This is a genomic window from Bacillus cereus group sp. N31 (assembly GCF_016483245.1).
Classification (GTDB): Bacteria; Bacillota; Bacilli; order Bacillales; family Bacillaceae_G; genus Bacillus_A; species Bacillus_A toyonensis.
In genome coordinates, this window is sequence record NZ_JAEHCH010000041.1 from 1 (window position 1) to 26,218 (window position 26,218).

Genomic DNA, 26,218 nt, shown 5'->3' on the forward strand with positions numbered 1-26,218 from the left:
TAGACTTTTTTCGACAATTATTTTATGTTTAAATTTCATTTTATTATAGGAAAAGGCGGGGGAAAGCGGACCTTTTCCTATAAAATGTTTTGTTGGAATTAGAAATAACTAAAAAAGTAATATTAGCTTAAAATTAAAATGAAATTCAATGAATATGAGCTCAAAGTCATGAATTTCAATGATAAGGTTATAATTGAAATTTTAAACCTCATGTGTATTGAAAGTATGGTCAAATCTTAATCCACGTTGCGTTTCTTCCTTTTGTAACTAGCTTAATATGGCCAAACACTTGCAAGGAATTTAAAGCCTTACTGATTGTACTTTCTGCAATATCTGGATAAGTGTTACGAATACTTTCCTTAGTAAAAGGTTGTTTTTGTTTAAGTATAAAATCCTGAATTCTCTCAACTTTAGTATGTTTACATATAGAATCTAGAACTGTGTTATGAAGATCTTTGTAAGCCTCTAATATAATTGTTAAAAACGTTTTTAACCAAAAACTATTATTATGTTCCTCGCAGTACCAATTCACGGAAGATTTATAAATCGAATTGTAATAATCAGATTCATTTTTCTTAATATATTTATCCAAACATACATATTTTACAAATGTATGTCCACTCTTAATTAACAGCAATTGCATTAACATAAATGCCAGCCTGTTATTACCTTGATTGAAAGGGACTATGCAATAAAAATTTAATATAAAACGAGCTATTAATAAAAGTGAATGTAGCCCCTTACTAGTATTTAATGAGTTGTATTGATCACATAATTGCTCCATAAACTGTGGAATGAGTTCATGCGGAAGAATGCGGTAACTATTCAAGTGCATTCCATGTTCTGGAACTCCTGGAATAATAAAAGGTTTTTCACGCCATTTGGCACTGTCAGAGGTAATGTAATGTATTAGTTGAAAATGTAATTCCTGTATAGTTGCTGGATTAATTAATAAAGTACAGGAGTTTTTATGTATAAAAGAAAGTGTTTGATAATAGCAAAAAATAGCATCTTCAGAAATATTTTGAGGTACTATATCATCTAAAATAAGTTCTTTTAATCTTTTATTAGGAACTTTTATATCCTCATAAATAGTTGTGAAATTTTTTATGTAATGTAGTGGTATAGTTTTTTCTAAACTATTAAATATGTCAGGGTTTTGTTCCTGATAAGCAGCTAATTTTCCTTTGAATTCGCTAATTTCACTTATTAAATTTATTAACCTCCTTTTTAATTCAATATTTTTGTACTTATCATCAAAAAAGTCTCTCATTTTTGTTCCTCCTGTAACCCCTTAACACGTTGTTGCATATATCTTTCCATTCTAAAGGTATGCCACGACATCATTGTAAAATAAAAACATTTTAGGTCTGATTTTGAATATATATATCAGAATCTATATTTTTATTTAACAATTAAAATATGGAAATTATAAAGAAGAATCGTTAGGATTCAATTTTAATAGGCATAATCCTAACATCAAATGCACAAATGTACAATAAAAAAATAAAAAAAATAAAACTATCGACTCTTTTGAAATATTATCTAAAAGAGTTTTAAGAAATTGTAGGTATAGATGTGCCTTAGTTTAGGAGTAAATAATAAAGTGGTAATAGAGTTTTTATAGGTAATTAAAAAGTATATAGACTATTAATTTGTGACAATTACGTGCCTAATCTATCATATGCTTTTATGAGAATTCTAAAATTAAATCCCAACGAGCTGAATTTTCTATATTTAGCATCAATATTAGAAGAGGCGTGCTGATGAAATGTATCATTTTATATAGAAATATGTAACGTTTCACACTCGTATTGTAAAATATTTTGACATACGTTAATTTAAATATTAGGTACAGGAACATTTAATAAAAACTCAGTACTAATGTACCCTTTAAACGTTTCACCCTAAGAACGTTTCTCAAGCACACTGAAGTTTACCCTTTGTTTCTGTGCCTTATTAGATAAAAATAACATAATAAATTTTTAGAATATGATAATGAAAAATGGCTTTTCCTTAAACATTTTAAACATTAACAATCTCTTGATGATCTGTTTAAAGTAAGGAAATGCAGGGTAGACAATGGTATTAATAAAGAAAATACAGTTACGCTAGATACCTTAAGCTATTTTATAAGTAATTAAGCGTTAGATTGAATTAGTAAGAATAATATATGTGTTTGCTAAATGGCTTGTTTTAATTGGTCTGTTACTATTAATTTATGAATTTTAACATTTAGAAGCTAGTCAACATATAGGTTATATTAGTTATGTGGGTTTTAACTTCAAGTGTATATGTTTAAGGTTAAAGGATTTGTGAGTGGTATAAAAGAAGTGAAAGTCTGGAAGAAACGGATATAATCGGTTTCTTCCAGACTTTTTTTGCTTTTTTGTAATATAAAAAATTAATTTTTCCTACATGATTTAATTATCCGTTTTAATATTTGAATTTTTTGTGAAATAAAATGAGGTTTTTATTCTTCTTTAAATACATAATGTTACAAAATAGCGTAATTGTATTTACTTTATTTTTATAGGAGATTAAAAATAATAATAAATGCACCAATTTATGAGAGATATTAATATATTAATTGGTGATTTGTTCGTTTATCCCTATATTGCTATTATATTAGCGATAACAATAATATATTGGGGGGACAAGAATGAATTTGAAATTAACATCTAAATTGGAAAGATTAAGAAAAAGTAAAAAAGGAATTGGTGCTTGTGTTTTAGCTGCAGGGGTAACGGCTATTACTATGATTCCTCAAAGTGCTTATGCACATGGATTTGTTGAAAAGCCAAGTAGCCGTGCTGCTTTATGTAGTCAGAATTATGGAGCATTGAATTTAAATTGTGGAAATATAATGTACGAGCCTCAAAGCCTAGAAGCACCTAAAGGATTCCCAGATGGGGGACCGATTGATGGGAAAATCGCTTCGGCAGGAGGACTGTTTGGAGGAATTCTTGACCAACAAACATCAAATCGCTGGTTCAAAAACACGATTAAGGGTGGAGCAAATACCTTTACATGGAAATATACAGCTGCACATCCTACAAGTAATTGGCATTATTACATTACAAAAAAGGGATGGGATCCTAATAAACCATTAACACGTGCTGAATTAGAACCAATTGGAACTGTGAAACATGATGGTTCTGCCGCATCAAATAATTTAACACATACAATTAATGTACCAACTGATCGCAATGGTTATCATGTTATTTTAGCTGTATGGGATGTAGCAGATACGTCAAATGCGTTTTATAATGTAATTGATGTAAATCTAGTAAATAATGAAACTCCCGATACAGTAGCGCCAAGTCAACCAACTGAATTAAATGCATCTAAAGTTACTGCCGATAGTGTTGCGCTAACATGGAAGGCTTCTACGGATAATATAGGTGTAAAGGAATATCAAGTGTTACGCAATGGGGAAGTAATTGATACGGTACCAGGTACAACATTTATTGATAAAAAACTAAAAGCAAATACGGAATATACCTATACAATAAAGGCGTTAGACTCTGCTGGAAACATATCAAAAGAAAGTGAAGAACTAAAGGTTAAGACAACAAATGAAATCCCAGATATAGAAGCTCCGACTCAACCGAAAGGATTACATAGTATGAGTACAACAGCAACAACTGTTGACTTGATGTGGAGTCCGTCTGAAGATAATGTAGGCGTAGACCATTATATTGTATATAGAGAAAGCGCTGGGGTTATGAATAAAATTGGGACAGCGGCTAATACATCCTTTATGGATAAAGATTTGAAGGCTAATACATCGTATAAATATGTAGTGACGGCGGTTGATTTAGCTGGAAATGAATCTAGTAGAAGTGATGTTTTGAATGTAACAACAAAATCAGAGGATTCCACATATGAAAAATGGGATGCAAGAAAAGCATATACTAAGGGTGATAGAGTAGTACATGAGGGAAAAGTGTATGAAGCGGTTCAAGATCATCAAGGAAATGGTGACTCAAATTGGATTTTTGCCTTATCGCTTTGGAAGCCAGTTTTGAATAAATGATAAGGTGGAAAAGGTAGTTAACAATTTTGAATTTCTCTTTAAAAAGTAAGGGTCGTTCCAAACATGAATTATCTAATGGTTTAAATGGTATATTAATAAATTTAATCATCATCCTAATGTTAACGAATTAAAATCAAAAAAGAATCCGAATGGTATTCCATCAAAAAGGAATTCCATTTGGATTCTTTATTTTCTAATTTGTAATAGCATATATTTTCACTGTGAATTTGCTAGTGGCACCAATTGGACTTGCAATATAATATTTAGTATTTGTGTAAGCTTCAGTCCTAGATTCATGTGAAATGTTTTTCCAACGAGTAGAATCTATTCCTAGGGGAACATCAATCATTACATTGAAAGAGATAGTAGAAGGATAATCCTTTTCTGAAGGCTCAATAACCCATTTTAATTCTTTGGTACCTACAGGTAAACTATCAATTTTAAAGTTTTGACTGGATCGATTTTGTTGCCCGGATAAAGGACTAGATTCAGATGGTATTTGCGAAATTAATATTTCTTTTTCATTAGAATGTATACCATTTAATTTAATGATACTATCAATTAAACCTGGACCAGGAAAATCAGCTGCGATGATACCAGAATGTTTAATTATGCCTTGTTGTAAGATTTCGGTCCCAAGTGTATTCATTCCCCCATAGTATACTTGTCCGTTTCTATCGCGAGGGAAATCACTCCATGCATTTGTGGAATTCGTTTGAATCAATTTAGGACTACTATCAGTATTTCTGCTCTCTTTTCCGCTTGCAATAAACCAAGGATATACATTATTTAAAAATGCCGCTGCGCCCCCCGTACCACTAAAATGGTTGAGATAAATTTTTCCATTATTAAAGTTAGTATTTGCATTTTGTAGATGGGTTTTTATCGCAATCCATTTTGCATATATTTCGTCTGGTCCGCCTCCAATTTCAAATTTATCTTGTATATTCAAACCTTCGTAATCAATACCGTACAATTGAGTGGATGTAAAGTTTTGTAAGATTACAATTTTCCCGCGGGTATCTCCTAAAGTAGGGTTATTTCTATCTGAAGTTGGTACGGAGTTAGGGTTCCAAAAATATGAAGCATTGACGTTTTTATATTTTAAAAATATCTCCTCAAATGATAGAGATCCACTCTCAGGAGTAGTTTCTTCTTTTAGGCGCATTAATATTGTTTCTGTTGGATGATCTTTTAAAAATTGAATTGTCTCTTTTAATACATCTTCAAACACAGCTTTTTGATTTACAATGCCATGATACATTGCAAAAGAATCTTTTACACGTTTAACACGCATATCTACATATCGGATTCCAGAATTTAATTGTTGGGATAGACTCATAGTTTGATTTCTTGTCAAATTTTCATCAAGAAAGCTTGCTCCATGTAAAGCCATTGTACCGTGAGTCCCTGGAATAGATATTTCACTTAATTTTGTAGAATCTTCTATTTTCGACATCCACGCTGGATTTTGATATCCTATATTGGATTCATAGGAATAACCTGAATGACTATCAGCTAAAATAGTAGATGGTGTACTTAAACTTGCTAGTGTAATACAAGTGAGGATGCTAATTTTAATGAAATTTCTTATTTTTATTTTCTTCATTTTATCTCTCCTGACCTTTAAACAATTGCTAGATGATTTTTTCCTATATTTATTGTTTTTCATTCTTAAGATAATAAATTCTTGTATTTAAAAATAATTAAAAATAGGGGGAGTAAGTTATTTGAGACTTTAATAATTTGTTTTAATGAATTGTACCTAATAGCCAAACGGATTCTTGAAAAATCGAAGTATAGCCTCCAAAAACAACTGTTTATCGTATTGTATACAAACAAAACAGAAGTCCTAAAAAAGACTTCTATTTTGTGACATATAATGAATGATAAGGTGGTAAACAAATCAAGATAATGTGAATGAGTGGTAAAAATTTATTAATAGCTGTTTTAGAATCTCTTATAACAAGGCTGATTACAAAAAGTGAATCCCTACAATGCTAATAAAAATTGAAAAATTCTACTCATTAAAACTTAGACTAACTACAGTTGCGATTGATTGGGCTGCATGTTCCCAGCTTCCATCTATAACTTTACCAATCTGCTGACCAAGTGCATTTAAATCATTTGGATTAACTGGAATTCCATTATAAGCAGCAAGAATTGATAAAAGTGGAGCAGCAAATGGTGTCCAACCACCTCTATCAATATTAAATACAGGTTTATCTAGTACCTTTCCATCTTGTACTGTAAACTCATAATAAAATTGATCATCTGGACGAAAACTTAAATGATGAGAAATTTGTCCCTTAACATATTTTTTTCCTGCACCTAGATTTACTACTTCTATTTCTTTCACGTTAAATTCATGCTCAAATACTTTTATTTTTTTGACTTCTGGACCATTTAAGGCAGCATTAACAGCTGTTTCTAAATTATTTTGTGCTAATGGTTGAATACTCATTTGTGCCTCTTTTGGTTGAATAGAAGCCTCTTTTTCTGCAGCAAACACCGAGGTAGTAGGTAGCACACCTGTAGCTAATGTAGCTGCAAGTGCTGTTGTCATAATGATTTTTCTTTTCATCTTCATAGTTTTCCTTCCTCTCTTAAAGTTATGATATATAATCTTTTAAAGACTGACACAGTGCAATTTTTTTCATAATGTACGCAAAAAATTAGTTTAAGAATTATGTGAAATCGTGTCAGAAAATTAAAGGTAATTATATATGTATTTAAGATGATATCCATCTACACATATTTTTTCAATTTTTAGATAAATGTAATGGTAATGACTTCTTGAGAGTTAATTTAGCAACTTGTTTATCTAGAAAAGTCCTATAAACACATTTAGTTCATAGTAAAAGTAATATATTTGATATTAAATGTCTTGCGTAATGCGATAAAATTTCACAATTTTTCATCATTATATACAGAAAAAGGTAACGAAACTTAAGCGATATTTAATACTTGTCATAGTTGTGAATTATGTGAATCTACTTATTGTAACAGCTAAGATGTTAGATCCTGTTTTTGTAAACATTACTTATCGGGATTCATGAAAAGTATTTTAATATATTATTTTTATTTTATATAACAATATATAGTTTTATTATTTAAAATAAAATATGGAAGTAACATAGGGGATTTACGCATATAGTAATGTGAATGATAGAATTAACAAAATTTTCATTTAAATCAGATAAAATAATAGTGTTTTAAACTTATAATAATGTTACTACGATGAAAATACAGCTACTAATTAGTTAAATTAAAAATCAAATTTAGATAGGAAGAGGATAATGAAGACCAGAGATAGTTATAAAATTATTGTAATTGGTGCTGGGACTGCAGGACTATCTTCTACTGCACATTTATTACGAAATGTCCCCCTATTGAAAGAAAGTATAGCGATTATTGATTCGTCAAAAAAACATTACTTTCAGCCACTATGGAGTTTAGTGGGGGGAGGCATTGTTTCAAAGGAAAGTACGATGCGTGATCAAGAATCGCTTATTCCAAAAGGAGCAACGTGGATCCCTAAAAGTGTTGTTAAGTTATTTCCGACTGAAAATAAGATACTTTTAGATGATGGACTACTGCTTGAGTATGAAATTCTTATTGTAGCAGCCGGAATACAAATTAATTGGGAAGGTATTAAAGGCTTAAAAGAGTCTATTGGGAATAATGGGATTTGTAGCAATTACTCTTATAAATATGTTGATTCAACTTGGAGAGAAGTTGAAAAATTTAAAGGAGGAAATGCTGTTTTTACCCACCCCAATACTCCTATTAAATGCGGTGGTGCTCCACAAAAGATTATGTATTTAGCAGAAGAGTATTTTTCTAATACCGGTGTAAGAAACAAAAGTGAAGTAATGTTTTATACTGCGAACGCTAACATATTTCAGGTTCCACGTTATGCAAATACTTTAGAACAAGTACTAGAAAGAAAGAAAATTATAACAAATTATAATAAAAACTTAGTAGAAATTATTGCCGAAAAGAGAGAAGCAATTTTTGAAGATACGCAAACACTGAAAAGAGAAACTGTACCATACAGTATGATCCATGTTGTTCCACCAATGGGGCCACCTAATTTTATTAAAGAGAGTGAGATAAGTGATTCTCAGGGGTGGGTAGATATAAGCCCTTATACTTTGCAGCATGTACAGTATAAGAATATTTTCGGACTTGGAGATTGTACCAATTTACCCACCTCTAAAACTGGAGCGGCAATTCGAAAACAAATACCTGTCTTAAAACAAAATATTATGGACGTACTTAGCGGAAGAGATTTACAGGCTAAATATGATGGATATACATCATGTCCGATTGTTACAGGATATAAAAGTCTTATACTCGCTGAATTTAACTATGAACATGAGCCCCAAGAAACGTTTCCATTTAATCAAGCGAAAGAACGGTATAGTATGTTTTTACTTAAAAGATATATGTTGCCATATATGTATTGGAATTTAATGTTGAAAGGGATTCTATAGGAGAAGATAAAAAGTTGTTACAAAATTGAAAATCAATTTGAAATAACTATTTGGAGGGAATAGCTATGCTGTTAAAATATTTTTTTGATGAAAAATTAGCACATGCTTCCTATTTAGTCGGTTGTCAGAAGGAAGGCGTAGCAATTGTAATTGATCCAGGTCGCTATATAGAACAATATATAGAGTTTGCTAAAAAAGAGGGGATGGAAGTAATTGCTGCGGCTGAGACTCATATTCATGCTGATTTTCTTTCCGGGTCTAGAGAACTTTCTAATCTTTATCATGCAAATTTATATGTATCTGATGAAGGAGATTGTGATTGGAAATATCAATATCTTAACGAAGGTCGATACAAATTGGTTAGAGAGGGCACAGAGTTTAAAGTAGGTCATATAAAATTTAATGTAATTCACACCCCAGGGCATACGCCTGAAAGTATTTCTTTTTTAGTAACTGATACAAGTCAAAATAATTATACGAATGATAAACCGATAGGAATATTCACAGGTGATTTTATATTTGTAGGAGATATAGGAAGGCCGGATTTATTAGAAACTGCAGTCGGTATTAAAGATACTGCAACAATAGGAGCGAAACAATTATTTGATTCTATACAAAAAATAAAAATACTTCCTGATTATTTGCAAATATGGCCATCACATGGTGCGGGAAGCGCATGTGGAAAAGCATTAGGAGCGATTCCAACTTCTACATTAGGTTATGAAAAGATGTTCAATTGGGCATTTCAGTGTAATGAAGAAAGTGATTTTATATCGACTTTATTGACGGGACAGCCAGAGCCTCCAAAGTATTTTTCATTAATGAAGAATTTAAATAAGTATGGTCCCCCAATTCGTAAGAAGAGAAAGAGTATTGCCATTAATACAGTAGAAGAACTTCAAGAAATTTTGAGAAGCGTTCACCAAATAGTTGATATAAGAGATGTAGAGAGTTTTGCTGTAGGTCATATTGAGAAGTCAATTAACATACCTTATAACAATTCTTTCACAACTTGGTGTGGATGGTTATTAGATTATAAAAAAGAAACTTTAATAATTTTAGATGAAGAAAAGGTTAAAGCGGAGGCAGTTATTAGAGAATTTGAATCCATTGGGTTAGATAATATTATTGCTTTTGCACCCTTAAAAGTAATACAAAGACTTGATAGAATTGAAAGTTACAAAGAAAAAACATCGATTGAATTATATCCGCATATAAAAGGTGAAAGCGTTAAGGTTATCGATGTGCGTAGTAAAAAAGAGTGGGAGGAAGGACACCTTAATGATGCAATACATATCACTTTAGGTAATCTAATTGAACAGATAGATTATATACCGAAAGATTGTCCAATAGTTTTGCAATGTCGAACCGGACTACGTTCCGCTATAGCAGCTAGTATTTTACAAAGAGCTGGTATAAAGGAAGTAGTGAATTTAAAGGGAGGATTTCTTGCATGGAAAAAAGAAGGGCTTCCTTATACAACATGCAATCTCAATGTGTAGGAAAATATTGTATGATAGGTATGAATAATTAAAAGAAGTTATAGATGACGTGTTAGACAAGGAAATCATAATTGTTGCAGCTTCAGGAAATACATTAGGATTATTAATTGATTATCCAGTAAATATGAAAATGTAATATTTGTTTTAGCATTAATGAATTTAACATTGGATCCATCTGTTATGGAATGGAAGTGTTGGAAGTACCTAGGTATTATCAATAAGAACCCAATCAAAAATTCTCTTGGTTGCAAGAGAATTTTTTTATTGGGAATAGTAAGGGTTGAGGGGAGGTGCATTACATATGGGAAAAGGTAGAAGTAATAATGCTGGTAAAAAGTAACCGAACTTTGATGATTAATCTAATTTTGCTAAACAAAGCCAACCGACAGAAAAGAAGAAGAAATAAGAATAGGAGCTCTCTTGATAAAGGGAGCTCCTGTTAAAAGTGTATTGACGTTTCAGAACAACATATCGATGGATTAACGCAATAGCCTTAAAAAGATGGTTTTAATTTTTATGAATGGCACCTAATTTAATATTATTGTCCCGCGTTTTTATACTTATTGACGCTTTAAATCCATTTGAAATGCTCCTTAATGGCGTTGGGCGTGACCTCAATTAAAATTTTTTAAACCTAATGGGACTTACCATTAAGAGAGCGACGATTAAAGTAATCCAAGCATTGCTATATGAAAACAATCCCATACCAGCCAATGATAATCCTGCAGCTGGAATAGGTAATCCCTTAAAATATCCAATAGTTGGTTTAACACTAAATTTAGCTAATCTTAAAGCACCCATTGTTGGGAAAAGGATAAATGCCAAAGAAGTTAAAATAGAAGGTGTTGCTATCGTATGAAATAAAAGTGCAGGAGCGACGCCGAAACTAACAATATCAGCTAAGGAATCCAATTCTACACCAAACTCACTGTTCACTTTTAATTTTCTCGCAATTCTTCCATCAAGAAAATCTAAAATAGCTGAAAAGAAAATGAAAATGGAGGCTGCTCCTAAATATTCACTCATATTCAAGGTGATTGAGAAAACGCCGCACAATAAATTTCCAATCGTAAATAAATTCGGTATAACTTTTACAAGCTGATTAAACAAGTTTGTTCCTCCTAAATTAATTAAACTTCACATTTCTGAAGCAATTTCTATATATTCTTCCGTTATTCTTAAAAATATATGACCACTGTATTACTGTAAGTTAATTAAATTTCGATAAGAGAAAAATCGATTTCTTAAACGTTCCGCTGGTTTATAGAAATGTTTAATCATTTTCAGTACGCGTTATTGAATATTAGTACCTGATAGTTGATGTTTCGAGTAGCCAGGGATTTTCCAATTTTGGTGAAAAACTTAAAAGTAAGTAAAAATAATTTCTAAAAAGTAGACATAATGAAACTATTGTTCTAAAAAAGTTCATGGTTGGTATCAAATATAAAAAATCAGTTCATATTTTTATACAAACCTGAGCCTTGATAATGTGAAGAAAACTTATCTGGAAGCTGAAATGTTGTAGAATCTAGAATCCGAATGTGCTTAAAGATCGTGGTATATTGATGAATTATTTCTTGTGTTGAATGAATTTTTTGGTTTAGAAGGTTAGCTAGAACTTGTTCAAGAAACTTTACTGCGGAAGCATTAAATCGCTGGTTAAGTCCTTCAGCGCTTATAAGAACACCTGTAGATTCTTCAAGTCAGCTACATAATTGTGTGAGTGATGTACTTGCAATCTGTTGACTAAGCCATACACATAAAGCAACTAACTCCTGTGCTTGATATTTACTCTTTCGCTGAAAGAATCCTTTTTCTTTGGCTAAGTGTTCTAGAACATGAGGAGACATATGTCGTTGTAATTCTTCAGTAATCGGTTTAAGTTCATCAGGAATTGAAAGATTCATAAAGAAACACCATCCTTTCCTATAATTCTAAAGAAAGGATAACGTCTTTTTTGCTTTATGGATAGTGCAAAACCTTAGCTTTATAGCGATGTAGCGGTGCCTCATATAGCCGTTTAATAATTATTTCTGTTACCTTTATATATTTACATAACCTTCGTTAACGGAGGGTGGTTCATTTAAAAATTTTGCAATGGTTTTAACAACATTATCTGTTTCCTCAATATCAGGATAGAGAGACAAGAAACTTTACAATCTTAAATAGTTAAAAAATAAACCCTTATAAATATCATTATTATAGCAATCCAAATACGATCTTTAAATATTCTGAATTTTCAATACAAACGTTATCAATTTACTAAATATTACATTTATGTAAGTATAGTCACAAAGGGAGGCCTTAGAAATTTCCGAAAAGTTACTACGGTATGCTTTTTATTTATCTATACGGAAACAATTACTAATGTCCTTTTCTTTTATATAGTAAATTAAATGATCAACGCAAAAACATATTTTTACGTAATTCATGGATTAACCATATCTAATCAATGTATGGGGGTGTGTTGTAGGTTTATTAAGATTCTAGAAGGAGTGGAACTGTAAATGATACTAACTATAGTATTATGTGTAGTAATTCTATTAACTTATGGTATTTGGGAGCGTATATTGCATCAAAAAAGGTTACATTCAATACCAGTCAGAATCAATGTAAATGGAATTCGAGGAAAGTCCACTGTTACAAGATTAATTACGGGGGTTGTGAAAGAGGCTAATTATAAGGTTGTGGGAAAAACGACTGGAACATCCGCACGAATGATTTATTGGTTTACCAAAGATGAGTCACCAATAAAACGACGAAAAGAAGGACCTAATATTGGTGAACAGCGGAGAGTAATAAAAGAAGTAGCAGATTTAGAAGCAGATGCTCTTGTATGTGAATGTATGGCTGTTCAGCCAGATTACCAAATTATTTTTCAGAATATAATGATTGATGCGAATATCGGTGTCATTGTCAATGTTTTAGAGGACCACATGGATGTTATGGGGCCTACACTTAATGAGGTAGCAGATGCATTTACGGCAACAATTCCATACAATGGTTATTTAGTAACAATCGAAAGCGATTATTTAGAGTATTTCAAAAAGGTAGCTAAACAAAGAAATACAAAGGTAATAACAGCAGATAACTCAAAAATTTCAGATGAATTTTTACGAAAATTTGATTATATGGTATTCCCTGATAATGCATCGATTGCCTTAGCTGTTGCCGAAGCAATGGGTATTAATGAAGAAATAGCATTTCGTGGTATGTTAAATGCTCAACCAGATCCTGGTGCAATGCGAATTACACGATTTGGAGAAACGGTAGAACCATCATTTTTTGTAAATGGATTTGCAGCAAATGATGCATCATCAACCTTACGTATTTGGGAAAGAGTAAGTTCTTTTAAATATAGCGAGAAAGCGCCCATTATTATTATGAATTGTAGAGCGGATCGTGTAGATAGAACTGAACAGTTTGCGAAGGATGTATTACCGTATATTGAGGCAGAAATATTATTAGCCATAGGAGAGACAACCGCTCCTATTAAGGATTTTTATGAAAAAGGCGTAATACCAGCAAATTCGTTTGTTGATTTAGAAGGTTGGTCAACAGAGGAAATTATGAACGCTATGCGCCCGTGTATAAGAGGTCGTATTGTATATGGTATAGGAAATATTCATGGAGCAGCTACACCATTAATTGATGCAATCATAAAAGAAGAGTTAGTAAGCCAAGTTAGCTAAAAACATAAAAATTTATGGAGGGGAAGTAATGTTTGGATCAGATTTATATATCGCATTAGTATTAGGTGTAACCTTAAGCCTCATATATACAGAAAAAACGGGAATATTACCTTCAGGATTAGTTGTAGCTGGTTATTTATCCCTCATTTTTAATCAGCCTGTATTTATGTTACTAGTATTACTTATCAGTCTTTTAACGTACTTAATCGTAACACATGGTATAGCACGTTTTACAATTTTATATGGCCGTCGAAAATTTGCAGCAATGCTTATTACTGGAATTTGCTTAAAACTAATATTTGATTACTTGTATCCTGTAATGCCTTTTGAAGTTTATGAGTTTCGTGGTATTGGTGTCATTGTCCCAGGATTAATTGCTAATACAATCCAAAAACAAGGTTTGCCATTAACTATTGGTAGTACACTTTTATTAAGTGGTCTTACATTCGGAATTTTGAACGTTTATTATCTATTTTAAGGAGAGAAAAATGCAAAAAAATTTAACATTTCAAGAAAAGCTCTTAGCTTTTAGTAAAAAGACTAAGAAAAAAAACACTCTATATTCATTAACTACATTACTAGGTATTTCAATAGCGTTAATCTGTTTTTCATTTTTTGAGCGTACTAAAGCAACGGAACCGATAACTGCTAATACAGAAGCAATATTTACGATGACGATGGTTGGTGATGTAATGATGGGACGGAATATAAAAGAAATCTCCGAACGTTATGGTCCTACTTATGTTTTCAGATACACTTTACCATACTTTGAGAATTCAGATTACGTTAGTGGTAACTTTGAAAATCCTGTTTTACTAAAAACGAAGGAACAATATGAAAAAGCAGAGAAATATATTCACCTAGAAACACAAAGGCAAGCAGTTGCAGCTACTAAAGAAGCTGGTTTTACAATTTTAAATTTAGCAAATAACCATATGATGGATTATGGTGAAAAAGGATTAAAGGATACCTTACAAGTTTTGAAGGAAGAAAACTTAGATTATATAGGAGCCGGGGGAAATTTAACAGACGCTAAAAATATTGTATATCAAGATTTAAATGGTGTGAGAGTTGCTTCACTTGGTTTTACAGATGCATATGTGGATGGTTTTATTGCAACAAAAGAACAGGCTGGTGTACTGAATATGAATCCGGATATATTTTTTGAACTTATTAGAAAAGCTAAAAAATCTAAAGAAGGAAATGCAGATTTGGTAATTGTTAATGCGCACTGGGGAGATGAATATGATACTGAAGCAAATCCAAGACAAAAAGCATTAGCAAAAGCAATGGTTGATGCAGGTGCGGATATTATTATTGGTCATCATCCACACGTTCTCCAATCTTTTGAAGTGTATAAAAATAGTATCATATTTTATAGCTTAGGAAATTTTATTTTTGATCAAGGATGGACAAGAACAAAAGATAGTGCATTGGTACAATATCACTTACAAAATAACGGATTAGCAAAAGTTGAAATAGTACCTTTAAAAATTAAAGAAGGAACACCACGTCCAGTAGCTGGTTGGTGGGATACGGAAAGGATTAATCGCCAACTTACAAAAAAAACAAAGAATGAATCAATATGGAATGAAAAAGAGGGAAAGATAGAAATTACTGTAAATCACCAACGTATTCTTAACCACAAGAATGAAAGAGCTAATCAATCACAAAGATAAGGAGATAGTAGTTTGAATTTCTTTCATAAAATACGTGCTTTAAAATTATTACTTAGTCTTTCTCTAATATTAATAATATTAATATTTTACTTAGTTGATAATAAAGATAACTTACAAAAAAGGCAAAGCATAAAGAAAGATTTTGCATACGGAGTAAGCGCTTCCCATCCTCTTGCTGTAGATGAGGGAATGAAAATTTTACAACAAGGAGGAAATGCGATTGATGCGGCAATAGTGATTTCATATATGTTGGGAGTTGTAGAACCTTACGCTTCAGGATTAGGTGGCGGAGGTGGTATGTTAATTTTAAATGAACATGGGGAAAGTAATTTTATAGACTACCGTGAAATGGCCCCCTCTCAAATTAATAATACAGGTAATACAGGAATTCCAGGGTTCGTAGCGGGAATGGAATTTGCACATAAAAAATACGGATCTATAGAAATGTCGGAATTATTGAAACCTTCTATTTTCTATGCTGAGAATGGATTTGAAGTAGACGATATACTTTCTTCTCGATTGGCTGGTGCATCTCATCGGATTTATTCGAAAAAGCTAAATATCTTTTATCCTGATGGAAATCCAATTAATAAAGGGAAAAAACTTATTCAGAAAAAATTGTCCAATACTTTAAAAAATATTCAAGAAAAAGGAACTACGGCATTTTATCAGGGTGATATAGCCAAAGAACTTAATAAAATGACTAATATCCCCTTGAGCGATATTAACAAGTATCAGGTTGAAGAGAGGAAACCCGTAATTGGGCAATATTGTGGATATACAGTTTATACGGCTCCTCCGCCTTTTTCTGGGGTAACATTACTCCAAATGCTAAAACAAACTGAATTAACTAATACTTATAGTAGAGCTAATAATTTAGAGGCATATATGAAAAATATGGGTGAAATCACAAAGGTTTCCTATCAAGATAGGGTTCAAACAATAGGTGATCCTAAATTTTCTCAAATGAACTCACAAAAATGGATTAGTAATCAATATCTATCAAGATTAATTAAAAAGGAAAATATAGTACCTCTGGAAGAGGAACACGAAAGTACAACGCATTTTGTCGTTATGGACAAATATGGAACAGTTGTTTCTGTGACGAATACTTTAAGTAATTTTTTTGGTACTGGAGCTTATATGGAAGGTTTTTTTCTAAATAATCAGCTAGATAATTTTAGTAATAGTCCAAATCAAAGAGAACCAGGTAAACGGTCAAGAACATTTATGGCTCCTACAATATTAGAAAAAAAAGGAACAGAAATTATGGGTATTGGATCACCAGGAGGGAATCGAATCCCACAAATTTTAACATTAGTATTAGATAAATATTTTCATAGAAATTCTGCTTTACAAGACATTGTAGATGAATCGCGATTTACCTTTGAAAAAGATTACTTGTATACCGAAAATGTATTATCATTCAATGTACAGAAAAATTTAAAAGAAGACGGTTATAACGTTATTTATAAGGATTCTCCAGTATTTTATGGCGGAGTACAAGCTTTAGTTAGAGATGAAAAAAAGAATAAAATGAATGGGGCTGGGGATGGAAGGCGGAACGGATCTTGGAAATCTAACTAATAAGAGGGAGAGTGCAGTTTGATGGTAAAAAATACAATAAAATGGTTGGTGCCAATATTGGTTATAGCAGTATTACTTATTACACTTGGAAGCTTTAAACGTTCGTCAACAATCACATCTGAGGAACAAGAAAAGATTGACTATCATGTAAACGTTGAATAAAAATTTCATCGTATATTATTAGCAACTTATTATACACTTTATTTGCTATATCAGACGAAAGTTTCAACTAGAAAACCAAATCTATTAGGACGTATAGTAAGTCAAAAGGAAATGAGACGTACTCTTAATTTAATGGAGGTAGCATAATGAATTTAAACTTTAAAACAATAGGGTCTTACATTCTTGGCGTAAGTATTTTATTTAGTCAAACTTTATGGGAAGATTCCGTAATTTTTGCAGCAGAAAAACAGATGGACTATATAAAACAAACTAGTTTTCAAACAACCAATATATTGGGTTACTCTGATAATTCGAGCTTAACAAAAGAATATGTAGATGAACAGTATCCTTTTACTTTACAAATCCCTACTATTTGGATGGACCATGTGTATGTGAATAGAGACCCATTTGACGAAATTGCGAAAGGGACAATTAGTTTTGTTGCGAATATTGAAGGGGGGAAATTCCCTATTTGTAGCATTTTAATTTTTGATAATAACTCGGAAGTAACTGATTATATTGAATCTGGACCACTTATAAAGTTGTATGAAACCGATAATTTAATTTATGGATATATTTGTGCAAGTCAACGTCCTGTTGAATATTATGAAAATAAGAATTTTAAAAGAATGTATGATAGTATTTATAACGAAATATCAAATGTAATGAAGAGTTTTAAATTACATTCATTAGTGAAATAGTTTATATCTGTAGTTTAAGCGGCTTAAATCCTATATTCTAATGGGATTAAGCCGTTTAATTTTTATTAATTACATTCGTTATTGTAAAACTGGATATACTCATCTATTGTTTATATGAGTAATAGTTTCCGCACTTCACCGTCCCCAAAAAACCAATTCCATTGGTCTGCTTTAAGTTGATTTAACATACGTTTCTATCCTCAGTTGATAGGTATGTACGGTTAATCCTATATATAATTTTTTCGGTAATTGTGTAATTTATTCACAAAACACTCATCCAATAGTAGAAATAATCCCTCTTATAAGTTAAATAAAATTAAGTTGGAAATAAAAGTAAGTCTGTGACTTATTTTTACACGTATCTCGGCTGTACCCCATATTGACTATTAGTCGGTTTACTTTACTAGTAAGTATCTTAGGTATTTTGATTCCAACAGGTTACTTTGTCTTTATGTATCGTAGTCCAAAGACGACAAGAATTGAAAAATCGCGCTTAATTGCATACATACCACTATTTATCGCGGCAACAATGTTTTGGGCGATTCAAGAGCAAGGCGCGATCATATTAGCTACTTATGCTGATAAACGTACGCAGTTAAACTTGGCAGGATTTGAGATCCAATCTTCATGGTTCCAATCCTTAAGCCCTATTTATATTGTTTTACTAGCACCTGTATTTGCTTGGCTGTTGGTAAAGCTAAATTCACGCCAACCAAGTACAGCAAATAAATTTGCGATCGGTATATTATTCGCTGGTTTATCATTCTTAGTGATGATTATCCCTGCATATATCCATGGTACCGAATCCTTTGTTAGCCCAATTTTGTTAGTCATTAGCTTCCTTCTAGTCGTAATCGGGGAACTTTGTTTATCACCTGTAGGGTTATCTATTACTACAAAACTAGCACCAGCTGCGTTCTCTGCTCAAACAATGAGTCTATGGCTCTTAACGAGTCCATCTGCACAAGATATTAATGCGCAGCTTATTGTTTGTTTTTGGGTTACTTCAAAATCTAAGCTAAATGTCTATGTAGCAGAACTAAAAAAAGACGCCATAAGGCGCCCCCAACTTGGGTTAATGAGGTTTTAGTTTTCCAATCTAAAGAAATATTGTATCAGCTCACAAAGAGAGTATATCATAACATCCAAGAGAAATAATATGCATTCTTACATATCGAAATAAATCTTGTATTCTTGCACTGACGGATCAGAAATAGCAAGATGTTTGCAGATAAGCGCTGTAAAAATATCAAGTCTAGGATGTACTTACTTGCAAGCAAACCCAAAAAATGATACATACATTACAAGTAGAAATCAGATTATGACTCTACCTGCTAGCTAGTATATAGCCTTAGGATATGTGTTTGTTATTGCTTCTTGCAACAAGCATAGGATTATTTTTTAGTATTGGAACGAATAAAGCGATTAATTTCTGATACGACATGTTTTAATATCACAAAAGCCATCACGCAATGATGATTGCATGATGGCTTTTGTTGTTTTCTTATTTCTTTGTCTCATTGACCCATGTAGCGATGTCCTTGATGACATACGCAGGAACAGTGGAAGGGACTTCGTATTCACTAGGGTGACTTAATTCCCCGTCGCCTTCCGTGAAGAAGTGATTCAATTTTGGATATTCTTTGAAATGAACATTACTGCGGCTTGAAAGCCCTTCTTGCCATTTCGTAAACTCATCTTTTACTGTTACTTGATAATCACGTGCGCCTTGCAGAATCAGTAATGGCTCTTTTCGTGATTTCGCTTCCTCAACTGGACGCCAACGAGTCACATCATACATGAAATGTGGAGAAAGATAATTATAACCAGCTGGTGGGTAATCTGGATCAAAAGTAGGGTCCTCAATGTAAGCGAATTGTTTTTTTATTTCATCAATATATTCCTTAGGTGCTCCAAGGTACTGAAACTGATCAAGGAGCATGTCAGTAAACGGACGTGCAGGTGGTGCCATTAAAATACATCCTCTTACAAGTGATGAAGGTGCTTTGCTTAGTATTCGCGGCATGGTGCCAGCACCTTGGCTATGTCCGAGAATGAAAATGTTATCCGGGTCAATGCCTTCCTGCTGCGCTGCTGATTTTGCTGCATATATGGCATCATCTGTAGTATCTCGGTCTAACGTTGCAGGTTCTGCACTCATTTTAAAACCGTGTTCTAAGGAACGTTTCTCGTAACGTAACACTGCGATACCGCTTGATGAAAGACCAGCTGCAAGGTCTCTAAAGATTTTAGCTCCCATAAATGTACTGTCACGATCTTGCGGGCCAGAACCGTGAACAAGAACAACAACAGGTACTTTTTCGCCAGGTTTATGTTTTGGAACCGTTAATGTGGCTGGTAACGGGTATGTAGCATTACCAATTACGATTTCTCGTTCTTGGTAGGAATCAGGTTGGTCATAGCTAGGATGCGGGATGGTATAAGATTTCTGTGGCGTCGTCCTTACGCCAACTTCATCAACTTTGCCGCCAGGCGTGAATTTAAGGAGTAGTGGAATAGTAGTTCCTTCGATAGCTCCTGGAATTTCAACCGTTTGATGGACCAAGTTTCGTTCCTTTATAACAGGTATTCCCATGCTTGTAATTCTGCTCCCGCCACTTTGTGTCCACCAGCTTTGTAATATGTTTGCCGTAAACTTGGATTGAAAAGCTGCAGACGTCAACTGAAGTGCCTCTGCATATTTGCCTTGCTGGAGATATTCAAAAAATAAAGACGTACGCTCCGTTAAAGAGACTGGTTTCTTTTCTGCAGTTTGTGTCACTTGTGTATCCGCATGAATCGTTGTTGTAAGCGGAAAAGAAGAAACACCTAAAGAAAAGAGTAGGGTAAAAGAAAGTGCTGATTTTTGTAACTTCTTTTTTTTCATCCTGTTTAACCTCCAAAATGTAATGGTATGAAATGGGAATGGTAATTGGTGGAATGTTTTCCTATTGGGGTTTCGGTACATGTATGGGGGAATCCTGCATACATATCATAAAAAGTCCATTTGAAAGAGTAGAGGAGTTAAGCAATGGATTTATACATAAACCTTTGCTAAATCATAGAAATCAATAGTTTTTCCAACAATGATTCCAATCTCGTTATGATGTAAGGGAAGAAAAATAAGAAGAGAGGAGGTATACGATGAAAAAAATTTTATGGTTCATTTCTATATTGTGCATGATTTTAGGAGTGGTAACAGGGTGTAGTAGCAAAGATGATACTGGAATTTCCGTTACAAGAAATGTAGCGGAGAAAGACCAGCAGAAAGGAAGCGAAACAAAGCAATATAAGAAAGAAGAGGATAGTTATGAGGCAGCAGCGTCCGTACCTGTAAAAAAGAAGAGTTTACGGGTAAACTGCAGTAACCAGAATTGGTCGAGCAGGCAATGAACCCAGTACCTGGGGAGAGTAAGAAACAAAATGCTAATAGAATCATCAAAGCTACGATACTGGATCATATCGACGGTGATACGTTTCGAGTGAAGTTAGCAAACTTTCGTTATCAAGATGAATTGATTTCTAAAGAAATACAGCAAGAGATTTGTCCATTAATAGTTACCCAAAATGCAATTGCAGGCAGATGGAAAATTGTGACTTTGTGGTACTTAAGCAAGAATGGAGTTATTAGGTTTAATGAATTATTAAGGATGTTACCTGGTATCTCAAAAGGAATCTTAACTAGACAATTAAGAGAGCTTGAAGAGGACGAGCTAGTACTCAGAGAAGTTTATAATGTTGTTCCACCCAAAGTAGAATATTCACTAACAGAGCAAGGTAAGAAGTTTATACCTGTATTAGAAGCAATGCAAGTTTGGGGTAAAGATTTACTAAATAAAAAAATAGAGATGCATGAAAGACATGAGGATTAATACAGTATTACTACCTTCTTATTACCAATAGATAGAAGGTATGGAGTCCAAATTAAGTTACATTATTGTTGATTATTGAGTATAAGCACATTGATGCAATAGTAATTTAAAAGCTACGATTGTAGCTCTTTTTCTTATCCAGCTAACGGTGCAGTTAGTGGAAGAAGGATTTTAATTTACTATGATGAAATATGTAATCTAGATGAAATCTGAGAAGGAGGTTTCAATACTATAAAAAATGTTTTGTAGAATGAATGTAAGGGAGGAAAGCTAACTTGGAAATCACAACAGAAAGATTAATAATTAGACCGTTTAAGGGTACTGATTTACAGGATGTATTTGCTATTTATAATAATGATGACACATGTAAGTACCTTTTACATAATAAGTGGACTCATGAAGATATGCAGAAAAGATTCGATCAGAAGCTAGCAAACAATGTACTCACTACAGAATCAATATTAAGTTTGGCAGTCATATACAGGACTAAAGTAGTTGGTGATCTATCAGTATGGTACACAGATATGAAAGACACTGTTGAGATTGGTTATAGTTTTTCAAATGAAGTAGCTGGGAGAGGTTTGGCAACAGAGGCAGTAAGTAGTTTGGTATTTAAATTATTTGATGAATTTAATGTACATCGTATACAAGCTAATCTTGATGCACGTAATACAGCTTCACAAAAATTGTGTGAACGAATAGGCATGAGACAAGAAGCCCATTTTATACAAGATTTTTGGAGTAAAAATGAATGGACAGATAGTCTTGTATATGGAATGTTATCCTCTGATTTGAAGTAATAGACGTAGTGATTTTATTATGTTAACGGGTGCGTTAGTTGAATAAAAAAGGGCATAACATATTATCTAAGACTTATATATTATGCTCTTTAATTCATTAACCTTTTTAAATTTAGGTCTTAATAATTTCAAATGTAGAAAAGCTCCCGTATTTATTTATTAAAATAAATTAAAATTACACAAATAAAAGCCCGTGAGCTCACATTTTTATATTTTAGGATAATGATATGCAAGATTGCATGTGTAAAATGGTTGCAATTTTGCACAACTTGTAACTATAATTGTTACAGGTTGGTGAATACCAATCAAACAAATACAATCATCATGAATGGAGATGTTATCGAATGGGTATGAAAAAATTAATCTTAGCAGGTGCTTTAGGGTTCGCAGCATTATCAGGAACAAATCTACCAGGATTAGAAGCAACAAAAGCGAGTGCAGCTTCTATTGAAACGAATTTTTCGACGTTAGAAGGACGCGTAGTAGAAGTGGATCATGGTGTGATTGTTGTGAAATCTAAACAATATGAAGAACCTGTTAGTGTTTATATAGAAAATATTTCAAATGTGAAAGTAGGAGACGAAGTAAAAGCGACTGGATCTATGATGCGTAACTTTACGGAGTATATGGTTGCAACAGAAGTTGAGAATACTACAAATAAACTAGGTATGCATTTGAAAGAAAATGGCTCACCTGATTATGTGATTGGTGAAGTATCAGAAGTAGGTACGATGGAAGACAGTGCTACTAAATATGTCGTAGTTGAGTATCCAACACAAAATGGGGAGAAAGACGTTATTGACGTGTTCTTAACAAAGGGACAAGCATTTAAAACAGGTGAGAAAGTGAAAATTGATATGAAGTATGTAGGCTGGGGCGGCATTTCTATTAATTACAACACAGTTGATCACATCGAAAAAGTGCATGAGGTAAACAATAGCAATCAAAATAATGATGATGTGTGGATTTGGTCTTAATTTGATTAGTAATATCAGAATCAAAAAAAGAAAGATGTTCTTAGATTATAAAAGCTATACTGAAATGAGTATGGATTATTATATTCATTTCAATTAAATAAAGGAGAGAAGTCTATTCTATGACTTCTCTCCTTTGCTTTATTCGATCTTTGTTTGAGTCTATGTATATGACCATATTTAAGCGAGAATAGCTTTTAAAATCGACACTTTGTTTGTAGTAAATAATACATAATTTTGTTTTACAGTTCTAATTAATATACGGTCAGTTGTCCCATATGCTGTTCCAATACGGATTGCAGTTGGTTCTTCAACTCCAGCATAGGTAGCATCTTCGGTAACCTCAAGCACATCACGTAATGGGATCGTAACCTCCGCCAATTGCCATGAAATAATTAACGCTTCTTTTGTTTTTTTTACATCAATACCTAGCATTATACCAAGACCTTTCTATAATAGAATGCTACACTTCTTATCTTATTATACAAATTTTTAAATTATTTTTCTACATGTATGAATAGAACTGGTATTTTAAGGGTGTAAAAAGAACAGGAAGATATACTATCAATCTATTAAGAAATACGTTATGAAGAAAAGTTCACAGGGAATTAATATGGATTTGATATGGTTGAAGTATGATAAACGAGTAACTGTAGGAGTTGCAGGAAGGAAATGAATGATGAGACTTAAATTAGTAGGAACCTTAACTTGTATAGTAGTAATGTTAGGTACCTTTATCATTTACACCAATATATCTATTGGTAAAGAGCCATATAAGACAAACCATGAAACTAGTGAAAACTCCATAAATAATGAAAAAAATAGAAAGCAAAATGGGACTTCAAGTAAGATTGCAAGCTCTTTTTCAAGTATACAGGCTGTAATAAATAAGGAATATGGTTTACCCGAAAACTATAAACCAGAGGATTTAGTTGTACCAAATGTACCCTTCTCATTTAGTGGAACGGTAGAAAAAAGTCACCTTCGTAAAGAGGCAGCGGAAGCGTTAGAAAAACTATTCTTTTTAGCTAAGCAAGATGGTATACAGTTGAATGCTGTGTCAGGATTTCGTTCCTATGAGTATCAAAAAGGCCTGTATGCCAGCAATGTTAAAAAGAATGGGCAAGAGCATACGAATCGCTTCTCTGCAAAACCAGGGCATAGCGAACATCAAACAGGGTTAACAATGGATGTTTCATCGAAAAGCGCGAACAATGGACTAGAGCTAGCCTTTGCAAATACGAAGGAAGGCAAATGGCTAAAAGATAACGCGCATCGTGCAGGATTTATCATTCGTTATCCAAAAGGTAAGGAAAGTATAACAGGTTATGCATATGAACCTTGGCATATTCGTTATGTAGGAGATATCGCTGACAATGTATATCAAGAAAAGCTAACTTTAGAAGAATATATGAATCTGAAAAAAATAAAGAATTGATCTAGTTAGTATTAGTAGTAAGAGTGTTAAAAGATAGAATATATACGCATCTGGCGCAAACGCCATTACAATCCCGGTTGATGATCAAAAGATTAAACGATATATACTGGATCGCAGTTATCTAAGTCAAATTGGCATGTTATTATGTAAGTGCGAATGCGAATGCGGATGTATGGATTCGCACTTACATAATACATCACATAGGTATTTGTAAAAAACAAGTGAATAAGTCTCAAAATGAAAAGAATACTTATATCATTGAGACAGAAAGAGAAATTTAGTAGTTATATTTTAAAATCTGTATTTAAATAATATTTAGCGGAATGCTCAGTTAAACCAAGTACAATAAAAAGAATTAAAGGAAATGCTCTACTTCGACATCACAACAATTAAATTTTGTAAAATACACCATCTATTTAGTCTTAAGGAGTTAAAGTTAACTGTTTTGTATTAAAATGTTATACACTGGCAATGTCCTATAAGCAACAATTTCATCAATATAAATATGTATAGCTGAATGTATCATATTTATACTGATGAAAGGTAAGGTATATGATACCTTTATAAAAGGAGAGAAAAATAAACACTTATAACTTCGCGCGAAATACCAATTTTACGAACAATAAGATGTATAAATAAAAATCTAATACAGTATTTAGGGATTTCGAGCTCAATTGCATAAATCTCAGTATATTGGTATGTGTCTATATGATTTCTATTTTATATAGGAATCATTAAATACTGAACTATTCATTGAAAGTATTCATAGTAAATTACCTTTTACTATATAGGATTTTTTCTTATGTTGATCTAATTAACTCCTCATAATTATGATTAAATTAACCAATTCATGTTAGATAACGAATTTTAAACAGTTTTCATATGTTGATTTTTTATATGAATTTATATATATAAATTGTTTTATTTTATATACATTTATATGTAGTTTTTACACAAATTTTTATGGTCTTATACAAATTTATCACTTAGTTAGCTATAATTTTCATTTGACTAACTACACTATACCATTCAGTTTTGAGCATGTTTTAGTATTTCATAATTTAATTATGTAAATAAGTTTGTGTAAAAATTGAATTTAACGCGAACTTGTGTTCGGTTTTCTTTTCTGTTATAGTATATATGAGGTGATTTTTATGGATTACAGCAAGCAACGTCAAAAATCCGTACATCGTAAAAAATTATACGAGAATTTAAATGAAATGCCCTTTTACATAGAAGAATTTGTGGAGTACAAAGAATTGCATGATGCCTC

Annotated in this window: 20 protein-coding genes and 3 pseudogenes; 16 read left to right on the plus strand and 7 right to left on the minus strand. The window is 32.4% G+C overall.

The annotated features are described in order from the left end of the window. Positions 1–229 precede the first annotated feature (229 nt). Positions 230–1,273: a Fic family protein gene (locus JDS81_RS28210; protein WP_016130658.1), complete on the minus strand. Its 1,044-nt coding sequence runs from the start codon at positions 1,271–1,273 to the stop codon at positions 230–232. A gap of 1,389 nt (positions 1,274–2,662) precedes the next feature. Between JDS81_RS28210 and JDS81_RS28215 the strand changes: the two genes are divergently transcribed. Further along, the gene (locus tag JDS81_RS28215) at positions 2,663–4,039 is read left to right on the plus strand and encodes a lytic polysaccharide monooxygenase (protein WP_001049840.1); all 1,377 of its coding nucleotides are present in this window, start codon (positions 2,663–2,665) and stop codon (positions 4,037–4,039) included. 193 nt (positions 4,040–4,232) lie between these two features. On the opposite strand, the gene JDS81_RS28220 is transcribed toward JDS81_RS28215, so the two are convergent. Together JDS81_RS28220 and JDS81_RS28225 are read right to left on the minus strand one after the other, a co-directional pair. Beyond that, positions 4,233–5,648 carry a phosphatidylinositol-specific phospholipase C gene (locus JDS81_RS28220; RefSeq protein WP_097954841.1) on the minus strand — a complete coding sequence of 472 codons (1,416 nt, stop codon included), beginning with the start codon at positions 5,646–5,648 and terminating at the stop codon, positions 4,233–4,235. A gap of 411 nt (positions 5,649–6,059) precedes the next feature. Continuing rightward, positions 6,060–6,629: a methyltransferase gene (locus JDS81_RS28225; RefSeq protein WP_097954842.1), complete on the minus strand. Its 570-nt coding sequence runs from the start codon at positions 6,627–6,629 to the stop codon at positions 6,060–6,062. A 709-nt stretch (positions 6,630–7,338) separates the two neighbouring features. Between JDS81_RS28225 and JDS81_RS28230 the strand changes: the two genes are divergently transcribed. Together JDS81_RS28230 and JDS81_RS28235 are read left to right on the plus strand one after the other, a co-directional pair. Beyond that, positions 7,339–8,538, plus strand: coding sequence for an NAD(P)/FAD-dependent oxidoreductase (locus tag JDS81_RS28230; protein ID WP_097954843.1), 1,200 nt, complete (start codon positions 7,339–7,341; stop codon positions 8,536–8,538). Positions 8,539–8,603: 65 nt separating this feature from the next. Continuing rightward, positions 8,604–10,040 carry an MBL fold metallo-hydrolase gene (locus JDS81_RS28235; RefSeq protein ID WP_097954844.1) on the plus strand — a complete coding sequence of 479 codons (1,437 nt, stop codon included), beginning with the start codon at positions 8,604–8,606 and terminating at the stop codon, positions 10,038–10,040. A 618-nt stretch (positions 10,041–10,658) separates the two neighbouring features. Here the strand turns inward: JDS81_RS28235 and pssA are convergent. Together pssA and JDS81_RS28245 are read right to left on the minus strand one after the other, a co-directional pair. Further along, a complete protein-coding gene (pssA, locus tag JDS81_RS28240) occupies positions 10,659–11,150 on the minus strand; it encodes a CDP-diacylglycerol--serine O-phosphatidyltransferase (RefSeq protein ID WP_097954845.1) in 492 nt (163 codons plus the stop codon). 362 nt (positions 11,151–11,512) lie between these two features. Further along, positions 11,513–11,947, minus strand: a pseudogene (locus JDS81_RS28245) (transposase); the annotation flags it as partial. A gap of 600 nt (positions 11,948–12,547) precedes the next feature. On the opposite strand from JDS81_RS28245, the gene pgsB reads away from it, so the two are divergent. From pgsB to JDS81_RS28275, 7 genes and pseudogenes are all read left to right on the plus strand, one after another. Continuing rightward, positions 12,548–13,732, plus strand: coding sequence for a poly-gamma-glutamate synthase PgsB (pgsB, locus tag JDS81_RS28250; protein WP_097954846.1), 1,185 nt, complete (start codon positions 12,548–12,550; stop codon positions 13,730–13,732). Positions 13,733–13,760: 28 nt separating this feature from the next. Further along, a complete protein-coding gene (gene pgsC / locus JDS81_RS28255) occupies positions 13,761–14,210 on the plus strand; it encodes a poly-gamma-glutamate biosynthesis protein PgsC (protein ID WP_097954847.1) in 450 nt (149 codons plus the stop codon). Between the two features lie 10 nt (positions 14,211–14,220). Continuing rightward, positions 14,221–15,411, plus strand: a complete 1,191-nt coding sequence (locus JDS81_RS28260) for a CapA family protein (protein WP_097954848.1) — start codon at positions 14,221–14,223, stop codon at positions 15,409–15,411. 12 nt (positions 15,412–15,423) lie between these two features. Then, complete coding sequence (locus JDS81_RS28265) at positions 15,424–16,998, plus strand: gamma-glutamyltransferase family protein (protein ID WP_097954849.1); 1,575 nt, start codon at positions 15,424–15,426, stop codon at positions 16,996–16,998. A 21-nt stretch (positions 16,999–17,019) separates the two neighbouring features. Then, positions 17,020–17,160 (plus strand): CapE family protein, encoded by a 141-nt coding sequence (locus JDS81_RS30630; protein ID WP_000240488.1) that lies wholly within the window; start codon positions 17,020–17,022, stop codon positions 17,158–17,160. A gap of 146 nt (positions 17,161–17,306) precedes the next feature. Further along, positions 17,307–17,861, plus strand: a complete 555-nt coding sequence (locus tag JDS81_RS28270) for a hypothetical protein (RefSeq protein ID WP_097954850.1) — start codon at positions 17,307–17,309, stop codon at positions 17,859–17,861. A gap of 376 nt (positions 17,862–18,237) precedes the next feature. Further along, positions 18,238–18,951: pseudogene (locus JDS81_RS28275) on the plus strand (oligopeptide:H+ symporter); the annotation flags it as partial. A 414-nt stretch (positions 18,952–19,365) separates the two neighbouring features. Here JDS81_RS28275 and JDS81_RS28280 read toward each other — a convergent pair. After that, a complete protein-coding gene (locus JDS81_RS28280) occupies positions 19,366–20,748 on the minus strand; it encodes an alpha/beta hydrolase family protein (RefSeq protein WP_142316348.1) in 1,383 nt (460 codons plus the stop codon). Positions 20,749–21,005: 257 nt separating this feature from the next. Here JDS81_RS28280 and JDS81_RS28285 point away from each other — a divergent pair, with 257 nt between their 5' ends. The 4 genes from JDS81_RS28285 to JDS81_RS28300 all read left to right on the plus strand — a co-directional run bounded on the left by JDS81_RS28285 (position 21,006) and on the right by JDS81_RS28300 (position 23,510). Further along, complete coding sequence (locus JDS81_RS28285) at positions 21,006–21,254, plus strand: hypothetical protein (RefSeq protein ID WP_097954851.1); 249 nt, start codon at positions 21,006–21,008, stop codon at positions 21,252–21,254. Between the two features lie 89 nt (positions 21,255–21,343). After that, entirely contained in the window at positions 21,344–21,733 is a 390-nt protein-coding gene (locus JDS81_RS28290; protein WP_286675697.1) for a winged helix-turn-helix transcriptional regulator, read from the plus strand. Positions 21,734–22,008: 275 nt separating this feature from the next. After that, the gene (locus JDS81_RS28295; protein ID WP_097954853.1) at positions 22,009–22,533 is read left to right on the plus strand and encodes a GNAT family N-acetyltransferase; all 525 of its coding nucleotides are present in this window, start codon (positions 22,009–22,011) and stop codon (positions 22,531–22,533) included. Positions 22,534–22,877: 344 nt separating this feature from the next. Continuing rightward, positions 22,878–23,510, plus strand: coding sequence for an ATP F0F1 synthase subunit alpha (locus JDS81_RS28300; RefSeq protein WP_097954854.1), 633 nt, complete (start codon positions 22,878–22,880; stop codon positions 23,508–23,510). Positions 23,511–23,687: 177 nt separating this feature from the next. Here JDS81_RS28300 and JDS81_RS28305 read toward each other — a convergent pair whose 3' ends face one another. Further along, positions 23,688–23,942: a SunI/YnzG family protein gene (locus JDS81_RS28305; protein ID WP_097954855.1), complete on the minus strand. Its 255-nt coding sequence runs from the start codon at positions 23,940–23,942 to the stop codon at positions 23,688–23,690. A 244-nt stretch (positions 23,943–24,186) separates the two neighbouring features. Between JDS81_RS28305 and JDS81_RS28310 the strand changes: the two genes are divergently transcribed. After that, complete coding sequence (locus JDS81_RS28310; protein ID WP_097954859.1) at positions 24,187–24,945, plus strand: M15 family metallopeptidase; 759 nt, start codon at positions 24,187–24,189, stop codon at positions 24,943–24,945. A gap of 1,154 nt (positions 24,946–26,099) precedes the next feature. Continuing rightward, positions 26,100–26,218, plus strand: a pseudogene (locus JDS81_RS28315) (tyrosine recombinase XerS); the annotation flags it as partial.